The following is a 21,041-nucleotide window of genomic DNA, read 5'->3' as shown; positions in this document are numbered from 1 at the left end:
CTGCAGTTAGGGGGCTTCGATGCCGGACAACCTGTTTTCCTTACCAGACCCGATTTCAATTCCGGTTGAGGGGGAATTGTCGACATATCCCGTTGGGCGCATTTTCTGTGTTGGCCGCAACTACGCAGCCCACGCGGCCGAAATGGGGAACGAGGTCGATCGTGAAGCGCCCTTCTACTTTACGAAATCGGCCCCGAACGCGGTCATGTCGGGGGCAACCGTGCCCTATCCGCCGGGAACCGAGAATTTTCACCACGAGATGGAGCTGGCGGTTGCGATCGGCAAACCCGTTTTCCGCGCGACAAGCTTAGAGGCGCTGGATGCGGTTTATGGCTATGGCTGCGCACTGGACATGACGCGCCGTGACCTGCAAATCCGCGAACGGAACAAACAGCGCCCGTGGGATCTGGGTAAAGATCTGGAAAACGGCACCGTTTTTGCCCCGTTGACCCGAGCGGAGGACTGGTCCCCGACCAACGACAAGCGCATCTACCTGAACGTGAACGGGGAAACGCGTCAGGACGCGACGCTGGAAGAATTGATCTGGAAGATTGATGAGATCGTCTGCCATCTGTCCGGATACTACCATCTGCGACCTGGCGATCTGATCCTGACCGGCACGCCGGCAGGGGTTGGCCCGGTTCAGGCGGGTGATGTGCTGGAAGGAGGCATCGACGGGTTACAGCCGATCAAAATGACACTGGTATAAAACGGGCTCTATTTAGAGGCGTTCAGCCAATCTCGGGCGAATTCCACGCTGTCCAACCCGGCAAATCGGCGGACACGGTCAAGTTCGGATTCTAACCTTTTGGTCCTTGCATTGGACCAGCGCACATCCCGTTCCGGCCATAAGGCGCTAACCTGCAGCACACCGCGATCCCGGTTGGCTTTCATATCAATTCGCCCAACCATCCGGTCGCCCTCAAGCAGCGGGAACACGTAATACCCATAGGTGCGTTTGGGGGCTGGTACGAAGACCTCAATCCGATAGTGGAAACCAAACAGGCGCTGGGCTCGGTTACGGTCCCGCAGCATTGGGTCAAATGGGCTGAGGATCCGTATGCGGCCTGAGGGGCGGGTAACGGCCCCTGCGTCCTCGGAAACGGTGGGTCGGGCAATCAACTTGCGCAGTTTTCCATCCGCGCAGGTGATTTCGATTTCCTCCAAAATGCCCCGTGTTAGACCCTGTTCACACCAGGATTTTGCCTCGGTAACAGTTACGGTATCCCAAAACGAGGCCAGTTCCCCAGAAGTCGCAAACCCCAAACGATCCAAGGCTGCATTGCACAGCCAGTCGACGGTAGCGTCCTCGTCGCAAGGCGCGTTCCCTGGGCATAGATGCGTTTCAATTACGCGCTCGGTCAGGTCATATCGTTTTTGAAATCCTTGTCGCCCGATGACTGTCAATGCGCCCGAGCGCCACAGAAACTCCAACGCTGTTTTTGACGGATGCCAGTCCCACCAACCGCCAGATCCCTTTTTCTCATCCTTGCCAACATCCGACGAGGATACAGGCCCGTGGTCCTGGATATGTTGAAGAACGGTTGCAAACCGCTGCTCGAACCCGTCGCGGCGCCAGTTTTTCCATCGGGACTTCAAAAGGTCTGCATCGCGTTGAAACCGCAAATGCCAGTGCGGATAGAATTCCATCGGAATGACAGCCGCGTCGTGGGTCCAGTGTTCGAACAGTGCGCGGTCGCGTTCATAAAGGCGTTTGAGATTGCCGGCGCGATAGGATGGACGGCGCGAAAACAGGATCATGTCATGCGCTCGCGAGACAGTGTTGATGCTGTCCAGTTGTACAAAGCCAAGCCGATGGATCAAACCCAGCAAATCCGCGCCTTTCGCACCGCCCGAGGGCGGCTCGGCCAGCGCGTGGCGATCCATGAACAGCGCGCGGGCTGCCCGGTTGTCCAGCCGCTGCAGTGCCATAAATTTAACGCCGCTTTAGCGTGTCGCCGTAGCTGATCTTGGGGGTCAGGGTCACACGCGTGTCGACTTCAGCCGTTGGGTCGGCCAATTGCGATGCAATGATTTCAGCGGCCTTGCGGCCAATCTCTAACCGGCAAGCGTCCATAGTCGCCAGTTTGCGCGGCAGGCCCTGCAAAAGCTCGACGTTGTTGAACCCGGCCAGACCGATCTGCCCTGGCACATCAATGCCCTGATCCAGCAGGTACAACAGCCCGCCAGCTCCGATCATGTCATTGGAGTAATAGAGAAAATCCAGATCGGGCGATCGTTCCAGCATGGTCTGGGTCATCTCACGCCCTTTAGCCAGCGCCGACCCACCTGAATAGAACTCACGATCCTCGATCTCGATCCCGTGTTTGCCCAGAACTTCGGTGAAACCTTCGAACCGTTTGCGAGCCCGGTGATCCAGCGGCATTTTCGTGCCCATGAAGCCAATATGTTCGTACCCAGCCTTCAGGATGGCCTGCGCCATTTCGCGACCTGCTCGACGATGCGAAATCCCAACCATCGCATCCACTGGCTTGCCGTCGGTGTCCATAATCTCGACCACTGGGATACCGGCAGAGTCCAACATTGCCCGCGCCGCCTCGGTGTGCTCCAGACCGGCAATGATTACACCGGAAGGTCGCCACGAGAGCATCTCGTACAGCACTTTTTCCTCTTTTTCCGGCATATAATCGGTGACGCCGACAACAGGTTGCAACTCGGTATCTTCTAGAACCTGGTTGATGCCGGTCAGGACCTCAGGGAAGACCATGTTGGATAGCGAAGGGATGATCACCGCCACCAGATTTACTCGGCTGGACGCCAACGCGCCCGCGATCTTGTTGGGAACATAGCCCAGCTCTTTTGCCGCAGCCAAAACACGCGTGCGCGTCGCGTCTGAGACATCGCCCCTGTTTCGCAGAACCCGACTGACCGTCATTTCTGATACTCCGGACGCTTCCGAGACATCACGAAGGGTAAGTGGGCGTTTGGTATCTGTTGTCACTGAGGCACCTGCGATATTGATTTGCCCGATGGTAGCGTGAACAGAACAAGTTTTACAACCACCGCGCAAAGACCATGACAAGGCCAAAAAACCCGGCTACAGAGAGCGTTGTGCGGCCCCGTGGCTCAACTGGATAGAGCAGCCCCCTCCTAAGGGGCAGGTTGCAGGTTCGAATCCTGCCGGGGTCGCCAAACTTTTCTAAAAAAACCAAATTGACCATGCCTTAGATGCTTCCTGTGCCTCAATAGAAGGCACCAGGGGAAGGACTGGTTCAGATAATTGCTATCACATCACACAGGTAAACGCCAATGGGACCCTGATGGCCGCCTCCACGGGTTCGAATAGACACATATCATCTGGAAGTTAGAGGAGCGGTATTCAGATCGGCAGTGAATTAATTGCAGAGATCGACATTAAGGTTTACCAACTGACCATACCGCACGGCCTGATGGGAATTGAATATTAAGCCGGCGCTGACCTGAACGAGATCGACAGATCGGGCAGACAAGATGTTAGGCAGGCAAAAAAATTGTTGAAAAGACAATCTTGTGAGGCGGTTAAATACTTGTCCCGCAGACGCGCAACGAACAGCTTACTCGGCTTGCCCTTGAAGTAAAGCTCTTGTGATGGACTAGTAAGTTAACTAAACGTCCCTGCGAAGTTCGCAGTGTCTGCAAAACTGGAATTCAGTAGCTGTGAGGCATTGCGAATACTGTGTCGAACCTGTTTTCTAACGACGCACTAAAGTCTGCGGTATTAAACATGGAGCGTTGAATGAAGGTGGAAAGATCTGCTTTGCCCGGGGTATTAATAATAATGCCCGAGCGGTTCAAAGATGGTCGTGGCTTTTTCAGCGAGAGTTGGAACTACAAGAGTATGAAAATGCATGGTGTTGACATGCAATTTGTACAAGATAACCATTCCCTTTCCGCGTCTCCAGGGACGATACGCGGACTTCACTTTCAATCCCCTCCGTTTGCACAAGCCAAATTGGTACGTTGTGGCCGCGGTCGCCTGTTTGACGTGGTTGTGGACATACGTGTCGGCAGCCCCACTTATGGAAAGTGGATAGGTGAAGAACTTAGTTTTGAGAACGGTAAGCAGTTGTACATTCCAACGGGATTCTTGCACGGGTTTGTGACCCGTGAACCGAATACCGAAATTGTGTACAAATGCTCGAATTACTATTCGCCTGAGTGTGATGGATCGGTGCGTTTTGATGATCCAGACATCAATGTAGACTGGGATATTGGGGGCCTAGAACCAGTTCTATCGGAAAAAGATGCCTCGGCTCCATTGTTGAAAGACTTCAATAGTCCATTCTTTTATGAAGGGTCGCAGAAATGAAAATTCTGGTAACTGGTGGGGCCGGATTTATTGGATCGGCTGTCGTGCGCTTGGCCGTAAGCCGAGGATATGACGTCGTAAACTTGGACGCGCTGACTTACGCAGCTTGTCTCGAAAACCTAGCTAGCATTGAAGGTCAACCTAACTACTTTTTTGAAAAAGTGGATTTGCGCCAGCGCAACGCAGTCGACGAAGCTGTTGAGAAACACAAGCCAGATGCGATAATGCACTTGGCTGCCGAAAGTCACGTGGACCGATCGATTGACGGACCTGAGGACTTTATAGATACCAACATAAAAGGAACCTACAATATCCTAGAGGCTGCGCGCAGCTATTGGGAGCGAATTGGTCGCCCGGAAAACTTCAGATTTCATCACATTTCCACTGATGAAGTGTACGGATCACTTCCGATGGACATGTCGGTAAAATTTACTGAAGAAACACCTTATGACCCGAGATCGCCTTATTCCGCCTCTAAGGCTGCAAGTGATCATCTGGTTCGCGCTTGGAACGCGACTTACGGTTTGCCAGTTGTTCTTAGCAATTGTTCGAACAACTATGGTCCATACCACTTTCCCGAAAAACTGATTCCGGTGACTATTCTGAATGCGCTGGCTGGTAAGCCTTTGCCGATCTACGGGGACGGGTCGAATGTTCGGGACTGGCTCTTTGTCGAAGATCACGCTGCGGCGCTAATCGAAGTTATGAAAAACGGGCGGATTGGGCGCTCTTACAATATCGGGGGCAATAACGAATCCTCCAATCTTGATCTTGTTAACACCCTTTGCGCAATTCTCGATGAACTTCGCCCACAGAGCATGGGCACCTATGCGGATCAGATAACATTTGTTGCTGACAGGCCAGGCCACGACGCTCGTTATGCCATTGATGCAACTCGTATCCGGGACGAATTGGGTTGGGAGCCTACGGTCACTCTTGAAGAAGGGCTGCAAAAAACAGTGCGATGGTATCTGGACAACGAGGCATGGTGGCGACCGCTTCAACAGCGTGAGGGCGTCGGGATACGTCTTGGAACCAAGGTATGAAAGTTCTGGTTTTCGGAAAAACTGGGCAGGTTGGTCAGGAGCTTCAGCGGTGTGCAGGCGACATCGAATTGGAAGTTGTTGGCAGAGATGCTGCTGAGTTTTCCGACCCCGATACCTGTGCAGAACGCGTTAGGGACACCGAAGCTGATGTGGTGATAAACGCGGTCGCATTCACGGCAGTTGATGGGGCTGAAGAGGAGGAGACGGCAGCCCACGTTGTGAATGCCGTAACTCCTGGTGCAATTGCTGAGGCTGCGGCCGCTCGTGGATTGCCGTTCCTTCACATTTCGAGTGACTATGTTTTTAATGGGAGCGGGAACAACCCTTTTTTTCCAGACAGTCCAACAGATCCTTTGGGAGCCTATGGGCGTACGAAGTTAGAAGGTGAGGAACTCGTTCGCGCTGCCGGAGGAGTACACTTGATACTGCGAACGTCATGGATTTTTTCGGTTCATGGCAAAAACTTCGTGAAAACAATGTTGCGGCTTGGCAGCGAGCGCGACGAGATCTCGGTTGTAGCAGATCAGGTCGGCGGGCCGACCGCAGCCAAGGACATTGCGGGTGCTTGCCTGAGAAGTATTGGGCAACTTTTGCGTCACCCAGAAAAGTCAGGAACTTACCACCTATCTGGTGGCCCGGATGTAAGCTGGGCCGATTTCGCACGAGAGATTTTTCGGCTGAGTGGAACACAGTGTCAGGTTACCGACATTCCCAGCAGCGCATTTCCCACCCCGGCCAAGCGCCCCTTGAACTCGCGTTTGGACAACAGCAGTTTTGAGAACAATTTTGAGCTCCAAAGGCCGAGTTGGCACAAGGGGTTAAAGGATACTCTTATCGAATTAGGAGCTTTAAAATCATGAGAAATCGCAAAGGTATTATCCTGGCGGGCGGGTCAGGGACGCGGCTTTATCCTATAACAATCGGCGTTTCAAAGCAGCTGCTGCCAATCTATGACAAACCGATGATCTATTATCCGATCAGTGTCTTAATGCTGGCAGGTATCCGTGAGATCGCGATTATCACGACGCCTCGTGACCAAGACCAGTTCAGGCGCGTATTGGGTGACGGAAGCAACTGGGGTGTTTCATTTACTTATATTGAACAACCAAGCCCGGATGGGTTGGCGCAAGCTTATGTTTTGGCAGAAGAGTTTCTGGATGGTGCTCCATCGGCATTGGTGCTGGGTGACAATCTGTTCTTCGGACACGGTCTGCCCGAGGTTCTGGCGGCAGCTGGCTCCCGTGATCAAGGCGCGACGGTGTTTGGCTATAGGGTATCTGATCCTCAGCGGTATGGCGTCGTGGGATATGATCCCAGCGGTCGGGTGACTGAAATTGTGGAAAAGCCATCATCACCTCCGTCGAATTATGCCGTGACTGGCCTTTACTTTATGGATGGGTCGGCCCCAAAACGTGCACGGAAGGTCAAGCCTTCGCCCCGCGGGGAGTTGGAAATTGTCGATCTCCTGCAAAGCTATCTCGACGAGGGCGTACTGGACGTTCAGCAAATGGGCCGAGGTTATGCATGGTTGGACACCGGAACCCATGCAAGTCTTCTAGACGCCGGAAACTTTGTCAGGACGCTGTCCGAGCGGCAGGGTCAACAGGTTGGCAGTCCTGAGGAAATCGCATTCAGCAAAGGCTGGATCGATGCATCTGAGCTTGAAGCGCTTGCGACAAAGCTAAAGAAAAACACGTACGGGCAATATCTATTTGAAATTGCTGCAAATCCTTCCCAAACCGATGGCCCTGATGGGGCGATGTGAAAGCGCTGAACACGACATGAGTCAACCGCCAATCTTTGTTACTCGCCCGTATCTTCCTCCGCTAGAAGAAGTGATGCCCTATCTTGAAGGCATCTGGGAGCGGAAGATTCTCACGAACAATGGACCACTGCACCAAGAGCTTGAGGAAAACCTCAGAAACTACTTTGGTGTTCCAGGTGTTTCGTTGATGAACAATGGGACTTCGGCCCTGATAGGTCCCTTGTTGGCGCTTCCAAAGAATAGCCAAGTTGTCACTACGCCCTTTACCTTTGCCGCGACTACGCACTCGTTAGAAATGCTGGGGCTGCAGCCCGTCTTTGCGGATATTGATCCGCTTTATTATGGACTGACGCCCGAAGCGGTTGAAGCTGCTATCACCCCCGAAACGTCGGCTATTCTAGCGGTTCATACATATGGTACGCCCTGTGATGTCGACGGTCTGGCTGAGGTCGCAAAAAAGCACAATCTGGTCCTTATCTATGATGCCTCGCATGCGTTCGGCGTAACGTACAATGGGCGAAGCCTGCTGTCTTACGGCGATATGGCGACCCTGAGTTTTCATGCGACTAAGTCATTCAATACATTTGAGGGCGGTGCTGTCATTTCGTCGACAAGCGAAATGGAAGCAAAAATCAACATGATTAAGAACTTTGGTATTCGTGGAGAAAACGAAATACCATTGGTCGGATTCAACGGAAAAATGAGCGAACTTAACGCGGCTATCGGGTTGGTTCAGCTTGAACACTTTGAAAAAGTTCGTTCGATGCGAAAAGAAGTCCATGACTGGTACAAGCAGGAACTGTCGGGCTTGAACTACGTCAATATCTGCCCTCAAAGGGAGGGGGTAGAGCCGAACTACTCGTATTTCCCCATATTGATATCTGAAGATGCTCCGAGGAATCGGGATCAAGTTTTTGAATCCATGAGCGAAGTGGGGGTCATGTCCAGACGATACTTCTCTCCAATAATGTCGGATCTGGAAATGTACCGGTCGCTACCATCGGCGGATCCGGAAAACTTGCCGGTGGCCCAAGATATTGGAGCCCGTGTGCTCTGCCTGCCGATCTATCCAGGGCTTATCGAGGAAGACCGAATTCGCGTTCTCAAAGCATTAACTGCAAGCATGCAATAGATATCTGGCGAGTTTCTGATGTACACCGTTTCGTTGATGCAGCCGTATTTCTTTCCCTATTTGGGATATTTTGACCTGCTGTCCAGTTCGGATGTTTTCGTGTTCTACGACGATGCGGCATTTTCAAAAAATGGCTGGTATAACCGCAACCGCATTTATAACCCTTCAAGAGAATGGGAATACATCCGCCTTGCGGTACGAAAATCCCCGCTACAAACGCCATGTAATCTAGTGATATTGGCAGATAAGGAAAAAGACCGGGCAAAACTGTTGCAGCAACTAGCCCAATATAAAAAAGCCCCGTTCTATCAGCCCGTTATGGATCTTGTCGAAAAGACGTTTGCAAACAGCGAAGATGATCTGGCAAGTGTCGCAATCGCCAGTGTCGAGTTGTGCGCGAAATACATTGGTCTTGATTGCACCGTCAAAAAGTCTTCCGAAATGACATATGACCAAAATGGCAATGCCCTCACGAAAGTGCTGGATATCTGTAAGATCACTCAGGCAGAACGCTATTTGAACGTGCCGGGCGGGCGGGCGTTGTACTCATCAGGTGATTTCGAGAAAGAAGGGCTGGCATTGGCTTTTACCTCTTCAGATGCAATTGAGTATGAGACCGCAGGACGGGATTTTGTTCCGTATCTTTCCATTCTGGACGCATTGATGTGGGTTTCCCCGGACGTCTTAAAACAAAAACTTAGCCAAAGAGGCACGCTAAACGCATGACTATACGCGTGATGGTATTTCCCGCCGGTGAAATGAACTCAGCCGAGCTGTGCTTTGCTTTGTCCCGGCAAGTTAACATCGAATTATACGGCGCCTCATCGATCGAACGAATGGGTCGGCATCTGTTCAAGAACTATCGCAACGATCTTCCTTTGATCAATGATCCTACGTTCATGGATGTTTTCCAGGCCCAGTTAGCAGAATGGAAAATTGACGTCCTGATTCCTACACATGATTCCGTCGTGGAATTCCTGTCTGAGAGCCGTGACAAGTTCTCGTGCAAGCTCCTTATCCCATCCGAGAAAACGGCACGTGCTTGCCGTGATAAAGACTATGCGATGGAATTATTCAATGAAGACGCCTTCACGCCGTCAGTCTATCTGACGGAGGAAGATTTGCCTGCTAACCCGTTTTTTGTGAAACCCAAACGCGGACAGGGCGCGGTTGGTGCTCGCATGATTAATCCTGGGTCACAAGCCATTTCCGAAATCGACTGGGAAACCGAACTTGTCTGCGAATACTTGCCAGGAGAGGAATTGACAGTCGATTGCTTTACCGACCGCCACGGAGATCTTTTGGGTGTGTTTCCGCGATCCCGAGACCGAGTATTGGGTGGAATATCGGTAGCGGGAACAAGTCTTGAATCTACACCAGAAATTCAAGCCATTGCAGATCGAATTAACGATGAGTTGGACTTTCTGGGTCTGTGGTTTTTTCAGATAAAGCGCGCCGTCAACGGCAACTGGAAACTACTTGAGATATCAGCTCGATGTTCAGGCACACAATGTTTGACACGGGCAAGAGGCGTAAATTTGCCGTTGCTTAGTGTCTATACGGCCATGGGAAATGATGTGGCCGTGTCAGAAAACAACGTGAAGCTAAGAATGGACCGACTGCTCATCCCGATGTTCGATTTTGACTACGATGTCAGAACCGCCTACGTCGACTATGATGACACGCTTGTGCACAAAGACGGCGTCGACCCGGAAATTATTGGATTGATCTACCAATTCAAGCGCGAGGGCATTCGGGTCGTCCTGATTACACGGCACGCCTATGATCTGAGTGAAAACATGCAGCGCCACCATTTATCCGCGGCGCTTTTTGACGAGATTGTGCATATTCACGACGAAACGCACAAAAGCGAACATATCGATCCTGACGGCGCGATCCTTATTGACAATGCATTCGCTGAAAGGCGGGAAGTGCAGCAAAAATTCGGCATCCCCGTATTTGATGTGGAAGGTTCGCAAGCCCTTAAAAGGTGGATTCAATGAGCGCGCAGCCGTCACCAAAACGCTTGATCCTTTTTGCTGGTTACAATGCAAACACTGGAGCCATCAGGAGATCCGATATTGAGCTTATTCGTGAGTTGTCACGTTTTGGAGATGTTCATTGCTGGTATGATAATAAGTCGGTCGCGGATGAGAGCCTGTCCACGATACGGGAATACGCAGCGAGCATTTCAGTGAGAAGACACGAACAGTACGATTTTGGTTCGTGGAAGTTTCTTTACCAGACGTTTACGGGTAACCAGTTGGATGCGTACGACGAATTGGTGCTGACGAACAACTCTCTTCTGCTGCTGGACAAGCTGGACCACTTATTCGCTGTTCGCTCCAGCAAAGCAGAGGACTTTTTTGCTCCGCTGATGCTCGATGAAGATTACCCGGGTCCTGATGCATTTATTGAGGACTATGAAAATAGATATGACAAACACACACGCAGCGTAATGTATGCGAGTATTTTTTGGAGCTTGCGCCGAGACCTGTTTCGAAGTGATTTGTTCGAGAATTTTATTAACACGATACAATCCGAAGACAGCCGACTGGACGTCTGCCACAAATACGAACGCGGTTTTTCACGGCGTCTTTGGCGGAACAACGTTTCGACGGCAACATTGTTTCCTAGGATGTTCCATCACGTTGCGTTGTATACTGAAGATGCGTTTTTACTGCCGTCACTGGGGTTTCCTTTTATCAAGTACAAGGCCTTGCAGCAGGACTTTTTTGACATACCAAATATTCGGGCCCGCAGTGAGGCTTTGTTGCGTCGCACGCACGCTGATTACCGGGGCTCGTTAAAAGATGCTCTTAATGAATACGCCAAGTTGGATGACCTGTAATGAGACCAAGTGACCTCAAAAAACTTGCTCCATCGATACCATTGTTGCGCCGAAATATGAATCTGCTCAGAAACTTCGACGCGGATTGGTACGTCAATGCCTACCCTGACGCGGCAGAGCACCGGTTGTCGCCTTTGATGCATTTTATCCGCTACGGGCTTGCCGAAAACCGTCAGCCGTCAAGCTGGTTTGACGCATCCAAATTGCCAGTTCGTTTGCCAAAACAGCGCTTTAAGAAGCCGCAGGCACCCAAGCGATTTCTCAAAGTAGACCATATAGACCAAAAGTACCTGGATTCATTGGTCAATAGCGAAACACTTTGGGTGTTTTTTAATGTCGCGACAACCACGGCATTGAGTGGTGGCATGTTGTCAATCAATCGATTTGCGGATGTTGCGATTGAAACTGCGGCCGAACATCCAAGTACGTCCGTTGTAATTTCAGGTGTGCCGTTAACGGAAAAGGCTGTTGAATACACCAGGTTCAAACAACGGCTTCCGATGCTCCACCTTCTGTGGCTTGCGCAGAACACCGACCCGTTGAAGTTAAAGGTCTTTTTGCCGGAAGTTTTCTCCAAGGCAATGATCGATGACGTTTTCAGAAACGATGTGCTTCGATACTGGTTTAAGAGCCGACCAAACCTAGAGATAATTGTTCTGAACCAAAATAACGAATTGATGCCTGAGCCGGAGGACTTCAATCCGCCAGCACTGCACCTGACAAAGTCGGTAACGATTGCCACGGCGCACCCGCGATACTGCACTAAGGCGCTGGCGGTCAAAACCGGCCTTCCGGTCAAGCAATTGACACCTATTTTGCCGGATATGGCGCGCCATAGTGCTGTCGAACGCAAGCCGGTTTTTATGGTGTCTCCTGACGTTTTGGATGACGCAGTCAGCGGCTTGACGCAGCAAACCGTCATTGACGAAATCCAAGAATTGCTGCCGGAATTCGAAATTGTCGTTGTAGAAAATTTGACGCTTGCCGAATACTTGGATCTGGCGTCGCGAACTATGTTCTCGATCACGTTCGGCGAGGGAATGGATGGATACTTCATCGAGCCCATTCTCAGCGGCGGTGTCTCGTTTGCAGTATATAACGACATATTCTTTCCAAAAAACTTCATAGACGCGCCGACAGTGGCGCAAGATTGGTCTTCTCTGATGCAGTTGATCAAAGAGAACGTTCCCAAGTATCTGGAAGATCCGGATCTATACGATCGGACATCGAGTGAACTGCAAGAGTTGCTGCGTGAAACCTATTCCCGCGAGATAAGCAAAAAGAATTTTGAAGATCTTGTTGATGGTGTAGTTGATCATGCCCCATCTCCTCAGTCTTCTCAAATTGAACTGTTTGATAACCTTCGTGAGTACTTTGAAAAAGAAAGAGCTTTCCGATTTCACAACGGTAAGCCTGGCGACAAGCAAGTCGTTTCCACACCCGATAATCTGATCGTTCAACATCTGGGTTCAGAGTTTTATTCGGTTCTTTACGAGATCTATGAACGACGCGACTATGATCTTCTGCTCGACCAACAGCAGGAGTATGTGCTGATTGATATTGGAGCTAACGTCGGCATGGCGTCTCTCTACCTGCGCAATCGGTACACCAACATCAAAAAAGTGTTTGCTTACGAGCCATTGAGCGCCGTGGCCGACATCGCGCGAACAAACTTTAAGGCTAACCCGAACCCGGTTCCCATTGAGCTGAAACAAATTGGTCTGTCCGACGAGTATGCGATCAAGACAGTCGAGTTTTTTGAGGATTGGACTACGGCATTTTCGACTGACAACCAAAAGCTGGATTCCTTTTTGAAGCACAGTGAGGAAGGGTCCCGAACCGAAGCAAAAACTACCGAAGTTGAAGTCGCCCCGGCCAGCGTAGAGGTTAGGAAAATTATTGATTCGATCGGTGAGAAGCGGGTCGCATTGAAATGCGATACGCAGGGTAGCGAATTTGCCGTTTTCCGATCACTCGAATTAGCCGGAGCGTTCGACAAAATAGATGCCGTAGTTGTGGAAACACATTTTGAATCTCCAGATGAAATTATTCAGATCCTGGAGCGCAATAGTTTCAAGGTAAATTCTCGCTGTGATCACGAAAGCAATAACGTTTACACGATCAAGGCAAGTCGACTGGGGGTACCAGAGTGACAAATGGAAAAGCAATCGGCGGGTACTTTGGACTGGAGTTGCCCGGCGATCGCAAGAGTGACGAAAGACTTGGGTTTCATACCATTCGCGGCGCGTTGTTTGCATTGTTGGAATGTTTGGCGCCTGAAAACAAACAAACGACACTCTGGTTTCCGCATTTTATGTGCCCGTCTGTAGACGTGGTATTTGAGAGTTTGCAGGATCGCATCGTATTGCGCAGATACAATATTCGGCCTGACCTCAAACCGGACATATGCGAGCTAAATGAGGGGGACCTCTTTTATAGCTACAACGTGTTCGGGCTTTCAGACCCAGAGACGCGCGTTGGCGCTATAGTTGACAACGCGCATGCATACTTTTCCGAACCTGATCCAAGACAACATGCGCTGTACAGCGCACGGAAGTTTATCGGAGTTCCAGACGGAGCTCACTTAAGAAGTCGATTAAGCATAAATCCGGGAAAGCCGTTTTGCATCGATGACAAGGCTCTCTTTTTGTTAATGCGCCACGACCAAGGCGCAGAAATGGGATATGGCGCATACCAGCGCTGGGAAGACCAGATCTATTCCGGTGAAGTTCGCGGAATGTCGAACTTTTCCAAGGCGGTTCTTTCGACGCTAGATTATTCGAGCATCAAGGCGCGACGGGTCTCGAACTTTGGAGAGTTGCACTCACACCTACATCATTTAAACGGCTTGGCGGCGCAGATTGACAAGGCGTACGCACGCGCAAGTTTTGTTCCCTATAGCTACCCATTTTTTGTCGAAAACGGAAGGCAACTACGCCAGAAATTGATTGAAAGCAGGGTTTACACGCCCGCCCTGTGGCCTGGATTGGATTCCAGAGATGGACTGACCGAATTCGAAAAGGAACTGGCGATAAACACCGTCCATATTCCGATCGACCAAAGATACCAAAAGAGTGACATGTCAAAAATCCTAGAGGCATTGAACCGGCTTCTCGTTTGAGGTCTCTCGAGTCGCGTTTTTTGGTCGTGGAAATGCCATTCGATGGTGTTGATCGGCGGAAACTCATACGATTCCAGTTGATTTGGCGCGATGCCTGCAACTGGACGATTTGTGTATTAGTGGGATGCGTAAACCAAAGAGAACGACAGTTTCTCTGAGCGATAGTTCTTTTCATCAAGGTCGCTACTATTCGAAAAAAACAATCAAAAAAGATTAATTTGGGATTTTGATGTTTTTGCTGTGTTCAGGGGGCGGCAAATCGGGCTGTCCTGTGACGTGACGGTGCGGAATTCGCCGATACGGCACAGTATTTCCGCATTTTAGGGGTGGTGGCGGTTTTGCTGCCTAAGCTGACGTTTGGTCGCATGATAACCGGAAAATTGATTATGAATCCAACACAATAGGGTTCACAACTAGAAGGCGATGAATTACAGATTAAACATGATTAACGTGCTAAAGCCTTTCTCGCTGAACCCCACTAGGCTGCTGGCCTTTCCCGGCGAGATATTTGATTTTGCCAATCAGTCGGTTCTAGTTAACGGTGGGCAGAAATGCCAGTTTGACCGTCATCAGCGGCAATCTATAATTGCCCGCGAAACCGGAAAGTCGGTCGGAGGACCTCCGACTTTGGTCAGGGGTAGAGCAAAAGTACCGAAGCGTATCCCTGATTGCTCTTTACAAGTCCACCTGAACCGAAGCTGGAGCGCCGCAAGCTCTGTGTTCCAGCCGGTCATGTTGCTTCGTTTTCGTGCCCAGCCGAGGGCAGCGAAAACGAGATTGGAATGCTCTTCCACGCACTGGCGTCGCGTTATGCGTATTGCCTCAATCTCATGCCAAGCTCAAACCTTTTGCAAGCCTGATACTTACCTTGGAAGCCGCTGTGAACTCGATCGTATGAAGAGAAAAAGTGATCTTCCAAAAGACTCTGTCTTTAGGTGTGGATGCAGGATCAAGCGAGCACCCAAATCGCTGGTCGTTGGTGAAGTAAACGTAACGGCTCTTCGCAGAAACAAGGATGATATCAGATGGGAAGTGATGCCCCGGCAAAAATGTCACCATTCGCGGAGTACCTTAGCATTGGCGGATCGCTCCAAATACAGGGAAGCAATATATATTGCCCCGATGCATGAACCTGCACGCAAATCAGCAACAAATCAATAAGCCTAGTACTTTCAGGATCGAACGATGATTTCATATATACCCGGACCATCTTCTTCGTCACCTCTTGACGCAATTCAAGGCTCATTTGCTTATGGCGATGGCAACCCTGCGACTACTACAACCATCACCTATAACTTTGGGTATAAAGCAGGCGCGCGTTTCTGGAGCCAAGCCTATAAGGATGATTTTCGGGCTGCGCTTTCCGCAATTGAAGCCGTTGCCAATATTCGCTTTGTCGAGACATCGAATTCAGCCACTGCTGACCTTGTAGAATACATCGCTCCTGGTTCATTTTTTAATTCCAATAATACCCTTGGTTATCATTACACGCCCTCATCACTGCCATCGGAAGGTGCGTTCAATACTGACTTTTGGATTGCGGGCGAAAATGGTGATCCGGGTGGGTTCTTTTTCACGACAATCCTTCATGAACTTGGCCATGCGCTCGGACTGGGGCATCCACACGATACGGGTCTTTCAACGGGCGTGATGCAGGGTGTTACCTCACCGTTTGATTCATTTGGTACCGGAAATTTGAACCAAGGTGTCTTTACCGTGATGTCGTACAATGATGGCTGGACATCAAGAGATGGGGTTCTGCCTGTTTCAGCGACTTACGGCGGCTCAACGGGTCTGGGGGCGCTGGATATCGCTGCGCTCCAGGCAATGTACGGAGCGAATACAAGTGCCAACTCCGGGTCTAATATCTATACTCTTCCGTCGTCAAACTCAGCCGGGGTCGGGTATCAGGCTATCTGGGATACGGGAGGGATAGATGCGCTTCGTCACGCCGGAAGTCAGAACGCTGTGTTGGACTTGCGGCCTGCCACATTGGACTATTCTGTTCTTGGCGGTGGTGGCGTTTCATTTGTTGGCGGAGTAAAGGGCGGCTTTACCATCGCAGCCGGCGCAGTCATAGAGAACGCATCTGGCGGTTCCGGCGACGACACGATCCTTGGAAATAGTGCAGAAAACACAATCTGGGGACATCTCGGAAACGACACAATCTATTCTGCATCAAACGGTTCCAATAACAACAGTCTCCTTGGCGGACATGGTCACGATGCCATCCATCTGGCGGACGGAGTTGGGGCAGATACGGTTCACGGCGAAGCAGGGAACGATACGGCGTTTGTGAAAACCAACTCGGGTTCTTTCTTCGGCGGCGAAGGCTTTGACACCGTGTCTTTTGCAGCTTCAACAAAGGGCTACTTGTTTTCAATCGTCGGTGGAAACTATAGCTTCTTCAACGTGATCGCTCGGGTCGGCTTTACAGTTGGTACGGATGTTGAACGCTTTCAGTTCGCCAGCGGTGCACAGCAATTTGACTTTGCAGGTCTTACTTCTGCTATGAGTGTGCGTGATATCGAACTCACCGGGACAGCTTTGCAGCATGCAGCCCAGGGCATTTACCTGTTGAACGGTGCTGCATCCAACATTGCAGTTACTTTTAACGGTGCAGCCGTTGGCGAGACGACCTTTTCAGGCTGGCGTGCGATTCAAGCAGAGGCTGGCAACCTTGGACGATACGAAATCCTATGGCAGCACAATAACGGCCAGTACAGTGAGTGGACCGTCAATAGTTCTGGCCAGTACCTGTGGAATCGGGACGTTGACAATGTTGTCGACCGTGAAATTTTCTACCAAACAGACCTCAACAACGACGGTACGATCGGTCACAAGACGACTACCATTGAGTCGGATGGTTCGACGTCTTTGGCCTCATCTACACATGGGTACTACCAGTTAGACGACAGACTTCCGCTACGGTTAAAGGGAGATGCCATCGGCCCCGATAGCTACGCGGATTGGAAGGCTATTCAAGCCGAGGCAGATGGCGATGATTTCCGCGTCCTTTGGAAAAACCTGAATGGGCAATACGCAGAATGGACCGTAAGCCGTTTTGGAGATCATACAGGGAACTCCAACATTGATAATGTTGTCGATGTTGAAGTTTTCTACAGCGCGGATCTCAACAACGACGGCACGATCGGGCACAAGACGACCGCCATCGAGTCCGACGGCTCCACATCGTTGGCCTCATCCACGCACGGGTACTACCTGTTGAACAACAGCGTGGAACTGTCTTTGAATGGCAACGACATTGGTGCCGACAGCTATGCAGACTGGAAGGCCATCCAAGCTGAGGCAGACGGCGGAGGTTTCCGCGTTCTTTGGAAAAACCCGAACGGACAGTACTCAGAATGGACGGTCAATGGCACTGGGGCACATACAGGCAATACCACCATTGAAAATGTTGTTGACGTGGAAAGTTTCTATGGTGTCGACCTAAACGCGGATGGCACCATAGGGCACGTAACAAACGTCATTGAAACAAACGGCGCAACATCGTTGGCGGGATCGCCAACGCGTGGTCACTACATTCTGGACAACAGCGTTACGCTATCTTTGAATGGAAACGACATAGGGCCTGATAGTTACCCTGACTGGCAGGCCATCCATGCAGAAGCAGCAGGCGACGGGTATCGTGTTCTTTGGAAACACACCGACGGGCGATATAGTGAATGGACCGTTGACGGCCAGGGGCGATATCAAAGCAGTGAAAATATTGCCGATGTCATAGATGTCGAAAGTTTCTATGGCTACGACATCAACGGAAGTGGCACGGTTGGTTACGAAGAGCCAAAACTAACCCAATCGGTCAGCGATAGGCAGGTTCAAAACCCCCAAAAGGTTAATCTCGTGGATCCAGATGAATTCGAGTTCCGCTCGGCCCTGCCAGATCAGACTACGGCCGGTGATTCAGCGGACGAGTATGACTATGCGCTTCTGACCTCTGGTAATTCCGATGAGGTTGAACCGATTCTCAAACAAGGGGCTAAGAACCCGGAAAACATCATTTTGGACGTTTTTAATCTCCTGGAAGACGACGTTTTCTCTTTCTAACTGGATGAAACAGCTTGGTACGCTCGAGATGCACTCAGGTATCTCGGGCGTATTTTTTTGGTCTGTTTGTTTCTCGCAAAAGTTTAACTACTCTTTTTGGCTACCGTCGTTTCAAAATCAATGCCGGGCGACTTGCTATATTACTCCGGTCACCAAATCGGTGCTGCGACAGTGCGGCAGTGTTCGACCTCTGATTAAGACCTGCTATCCATTGGATACTAAGGTAATGATCGCCTGAGAAACTCCACTTCCTCCAAAATGTCCCATTTGTCGCTGTGTTCGCGAACAATACGCAGAGTAATATCTGAAGCCTCTTTTTGATGCCAAACAGGCGATTTTTTGAGGAACGGAAATTTCATTTCACGAAGGTTGAACTCAGGCGTCGCATAGGCGACGCCAAGACAACGTGCCGCGGCAAGTATCAATTGGCGAAGGCATTCCTTATCGGTTTTCTCTTTTAGAACGCGGTGCTTGAGAGCAAGAAATTCCGGGTTACCAAGTACAATCAGGCTTTCTGCGATTTTCCTCAAACGTGGTTCGGATAGGGTCTCTACTAACAAGTCCATTTGTTCGATAGGGTAGGTTGAAGACGTGGACCATCCTTGAGAAATCGCCCACTGTGACAGGCCAATCTCGCCGCGTCGAACCGTTAATCCTTTGTTGTTTGTAAGTGGGTAGGTTGCCCAGAACTTCAAAAATGCCGGATTTCTAATTGCGCGCTCCGAGAACGAAACTGCATAAGATTGATAGTGGAAGTTCTTTGCTTGTGGACTGTACGCCCAAATTTCCGGTTCCAATGATCTAGGCACTTTAAGTGAGCCACCATAGTTGGAGGTCGCTCCCGTAAAAAGTGAATTCTGTGCTTCTAGGTCTTCAAACCAGTCGGATGAATTGGGGGTAGGAAACCAAACAGAGTCGTTAAGCAAAGTAATACGCGACAACTCCTCAATGCGATCGCGCAAATGAAGGACACCTTCGCGGAAGGCGCCGAAATCGTATCCCTGGTTCGGCCTTTCAATAACCAGAGCAGCACGATCAGAGATGTCGTTTTTGTCCTGAACGGACAACGGAACATTCGAAACGACGACCGGAGCAACGTCCGATCCCACAATAAAATCCAGCGCCTGCAGGTGAGAAGGCCATATGCCACAAAAAGGTGCAACTACATAAATCGCGACATTGTTCTTTAACTCCAGTGCTCCGCGCGACACACGAACGCGTTTACGTGCAATCAGATCATAGACATAAGGTGAATAGAGCCGCGATGCAGACCTGTGCGCCAGTTCCCCAAATTGTTTAGCGGGTCGTACGATCTCTCGAATTAGTTTGGAACTCTTTTTACCAGACACGGTTTACGGCCTTTCGAGACTTGCTAAATCGATTGCGGAGAAAGTCCTTAGTTTGTCGAATTGCTCGTTCTGAACTGCTCTCTTGCCAGGGTGTCTGATTTCTTAGATCCCAATAGAGTTGGCGGAATGGGTGGTTGCAGTTGTCGTTCCACGGTTTCCTTTTGTCTGTAAAATGAAGGATCCCCGGTGCAAATGCTGCTTCACGGGCTTCTTCTTCTCGATACGCAGGCTCTATTTCGTCTGGAGTGTACAGGCGAGTGTTTGCATTCCAGCGCAAATGAAGGCGATGAGTTTTCTTTTTGAAGACAATATTTAATATGTCTTGATCTTGAAGCTCAAGGTTGATGTTTTCGTCGGAAACAACTGACGTAACCGAGTGCCAAAACTCTTTGGGATCCAATTCGTCTAAGTTAAAGACCAAGACTCCTGCATTGAAGTAGAATGTTTCGCTGTCAAAACTCAACCGTTTTGCCTGCGTAAGTCCGCCTTCGTCCGGAGCGGCTGCAATGGGACAACCACCAACATCCAGATTCCATAGCTTGGCAAGGCGATCCGACACGATTGTATCGCAATCCAGGTAAATCACTCGTGCGGCGATATCCCCCAAAACCTCGGGAATAAATAACCTGAGATAGGTGGCCAACGAAACATGATCTCTATTGTCCGGCATCTTGTTGAAGCGTTCAACGTCGATTTCATGCCAATGAATCGCGCATTCTGGTGCAACCCTAGAGAATGCGTCCCGGTCGTAAGAACTGATGTCGCCCGCCTGTAAGACATGTACGATCAGGTTTTCTTCCGGGCTTAACGCCTGTGCAGCTGACAGCAGAGTTACGGCCGCATGTTGAACAAAATTTCGATCGAACGCCAAGCAGATTTCTATCGTTTTATTCGCGAAAGAAGAATCAACGCTCGAACGTTGATCATTTATTCTGTCTAAGACGATCCGACTGTTCCGCTTAATCATTGATGTTGCTACTGCCGCCACACTGTTGAATTCTGATACTAGTTCGTAAGCTTTGGATTCCTTGCCCGCTAGTACTGAATCGTTTTTGGATTGCCAGAATAGATTGAATTTTGACACCTTTGCTACTTGGGTCCAGGCCAGCTCGGTGAGTTGTTCGATACAGTGAGGTTTCTCGCAGAGTACTTTAAGTACCTTCCGCCAACACCAAGGTGTCTCCGATATCTGAAATCGTTTCCCTAAATCGACAGTGTCTCGGTCGGAGAAAACGCCTATCTTTGCATCAACCACTTCTCCAAGACACATTGGTAGACAAGCAAGTTGCAGTTCCTTTCAGGGCAATCACATTAAGGCGGGTCGAACAAGCGGAGCATTGGCGCAAATGGCCAAAACTGATCGAAAACCAAAAGCTCAATCAACTCCCGACCCGTTAGTT

At 50.3% G+C, this 21,041-nt stretch carries 16 protein-coding genes and 1 tRNA gene; 13 read left to right on the top strand and 4 right to left on the bottom strand.

The genetic code is table 11. The features are described from left to right. The first annotated feature begins 19 nt into the window (after positions 1-19). Positions 20-709, top strand: a complete 690-nt coding sequence (locus tag ACR0AK_RS20560; protein WP_480794788.1) for a fumarylacetoacetate hydrolase family protein — start codon at positions 20-22, stop codon at positions 707-709. Between the two features lie 8 nt (positions 710-717). Here ACR0AK_RS20560 and ACR0AK_RS20555 read toward each other — a convergent pair whose 3' ends face one another. Together ACR0AK_RS20555 and ACR0AK_RS20550 are read right to left on the bottom strand one after the other, a co-directional pair. After that, positions 718-1,932 carry a winged helix-turn-helix domain-containing protein gene (locus ACR0AK_RS20555; RefSeq protein ID WP_480794787.1) on the bottom strand — a complete coding sequence of 405 codons (1,215 nt, stop codon included), beginning with the start codon at positions 1,930-1,932 and terminating at the stop codon, positions 718-720. A 4-nt stretch (positions 1,933-1,936) separates the two neighbouring features. Then, entirely contained in the window at positions 1,937-2,962 is a 1,026-nt protein-coding gene (locus ACR0AK_RS20550) for a LacI family DNA-binding transcriptional regulator (protein WP_480794786.1), read from the bottom strand. Positions 2,963-3,076: 114 nt separating this feature from the next. On the opposite strand from ACR0AK_RS20550, the gene ACR0AK_RS20545 reads away from it, so the two are divergent. The 12 genes from ACR0AK_RS20545 (at position 3,077) to ACR0AK_RS20490 (ending at position 18,292) form a co-directional block, all read left to right on the top strand. Next, positions 3,077-3,153 (top strand) — tRNA-Arg (locus ACR0AK_RS20545). A gap of 583 nt (positions 3,154-3,736) precedes the next feature. Then, complete coding sequence (gene rfbC / locus ACR0AK_RS20540; protein ID WP_480794785.1) at positions 3,737-4,309, top strand: dTDP-4-dehydrorhamnose 3,5-epimerase; 573 nt, start codon at positions 3,737-3,739, stop codon at positions 4,307-4,309. Beyond that, the gene (gene rfbB / locus ACR0AK_RS20535) at positions 4,306-5,355 is read left to right on the top strand and encodes a dTDP-glucose 4,6-dehydratase (protein WP_480794784.1); all 1,050 of its coding nucleotides are present in this window, start codon (positions 4,306-4,308) and stop codon (positions 5,353-5,355) included. Before rfbC ends, rfbB begins: the two co-directional genes overlap by 4 nt. Further along, complete coding sequence (gene rfbD, locus ACR0AK_RS20530) at positions 5,352-6,215, top strand: dTDP-4-dehydrorhamnose reductase (RefSeq protein WP_480794783.1); 864 nt, start codon at positions 5,352-5,354, stop codon at positions 6,213-6,215. The genes rfbB and rfbD overlap by 4 nt, the downstream gene beginning before the upstream one ends. Beyond that, positions 6,212-7,120 (top strand): glucose-1-phosphate thymidylyltransferase RfbA, encoded by a 909-nt coding sequence (gene rfbA / locus ACR0AK_RS20525; RefSeq protein WP_480794782.1) that lies wholly within the window; start codon positions 6,212-6,214, stop codon positions 7,118-7,120. The genes rfbD and rfbA overlap by 4 nt, the downstream gene beginning before the upstream one ends. After that, positions 7,068-8,252 carry a DegT/DnrJ/EryC1/StrS family aminotransferase gene (locus tag ACR0AK_RS20520; RefSeq protein ID WP_480794781.1) on the top strand — a complete coding sequence of 395 codons (1,185 nt, stop codon included), beginning with the start codon at positions 7,068-7,070 and terminating at the stop codon, positions 8,250-8,252. The genes rfbA and ACR0AK_RS20520 overlap by 53 nt, the downstream gene beginning before the upstream one ends. 18 nt (positions 8,253-8,270) lie before the next feature. After that, positions 8,271-8,978: a WbqC family protein gene (locus ACR0AK_RS20515; protein ID WP_480794780.1), complete on the top strand. Its 708-nt coding sequence runs from the start codon at positions 8,271-8,273 to the stop codon at positions 8,976-8,978. Continuing rightward, positions 8,975-10,255, top strand: a complete 1,281-nt coding sequence (locus ACR0AK_RS20510) for an ATP-grasp domain-containing protein (RefSeq protein WP_480794779.1) — start codon at positions 8,975-8,977, stop codon at positions 10,253-10,255. Before ACR0AK_RS20515 ends, ACR0AK_RS20510 begins: the two co-directional genes overlap by 4 nt. Beyond that, the gene (locus ACR0AK_RS20505; RefSeq protein ID WP_480794778.1) at positions 10,252-11,103 is read left to right on the top strand and encodes a rhamnan synthesis F family protein; all 852 of its coding nucleotides are present in this window, start codon (positions 10,252-10,254) and stop codon (positions 11,101-11,103) included. The genes ACR0AK_RS20510 and ACR0AK_RS20505 overlap by 4 nt, the downstream gene beginning before the upstream one ends. Further along, positions 11,103-13,256 (top strand): FkbM family methyltransferase, encoded by a 2,154-nt coding sequence (locus ACR0AK_RS20500; protein ID WP_480794777.1) that lies wholly within the window; start codon positions 11,103-11,105, stop codon positions 13,254-13,256. Before ACR0AK_RS20505 ends, ACR0AK_RS20500 begins: the two co-directional genes overlap by 1 nt. Continuing rightward, positions 13,253-14,224: a hypothetical protein gene (locus ACR0AK_RS20495; protein WP_480794776.1), complete on the top strand. Its 972-nt coding sequence runs from the start codon at positions 13,253-13,255 to the stop codon at positions 14,222-14,224. Before ACR0AK_RS20500 ends, ACR0AK_RS20495 begins: the two co-directional genes overlap by 4 nt. A 1,185-nt stretch (positions 14,225-15,409) precedes the next feature. Continuing rightward, positions 15,410-18,292 carry a M10 family metallopeptidase C-terminal domain-containing protein gene (locus tag ACR0AK_RS20490; RefSeq protein ID WP_480794775.1) on the top strand — a complete coding sequence of 961 codons (2,883 nt, stop codon included), beginning with the start codon at positions 15,410-15,412 and terminating at the stop codon, positions 18,290-18,292. 218 nt (positions 18,293-18,510) lie between these two features. On the opposite strand, the gene ACR0AK_RS20485 is transcribed toward ACR0AK_RS20490, so the two are convergent. Both ACR0AK_RS20485 and ACR0AK_RS20480 read right to left on the bottom strand, forming a co-directional pair. Next, on the bottom strand, positions 18,511-19,641 hold the full coding sequence (locus ACR0AK_RS20485; protein ID WP_480794774.1) for a rhamnan synthesis F family protein: 1,131 nt from the start codon (positions 19,639-19,641) through the stop codon (positions 18,511-18,513). After that, on the bottom strand, positions 19,631-20,896 hold the full coding sequence (locus tag ACR0AK_RS20480) for a glycosyltransferase family 8 protein (protein ID WP_480794773.1): 1,266 nt from the start codon (positions 20,894-20,896) through the stop codon (positions 19,631-19,633). The genes ACR0AK_RS20485 and ACR0AK_RS20480 overlap by 11 nt, the downstream gene beginning before the upstream one ends. Positions 20,897-21,041: the final 145 nt, after the last annotated feature.

The sequence above is a fragment of the Ruegeria sp. BI12 genome (assembly GCF_056537985.1).
The sequence above is the reverse complement of the archived record's forward strand: the minus strand, read 5'-3'. Positions and strand labels throughout refer to the sequence as shown.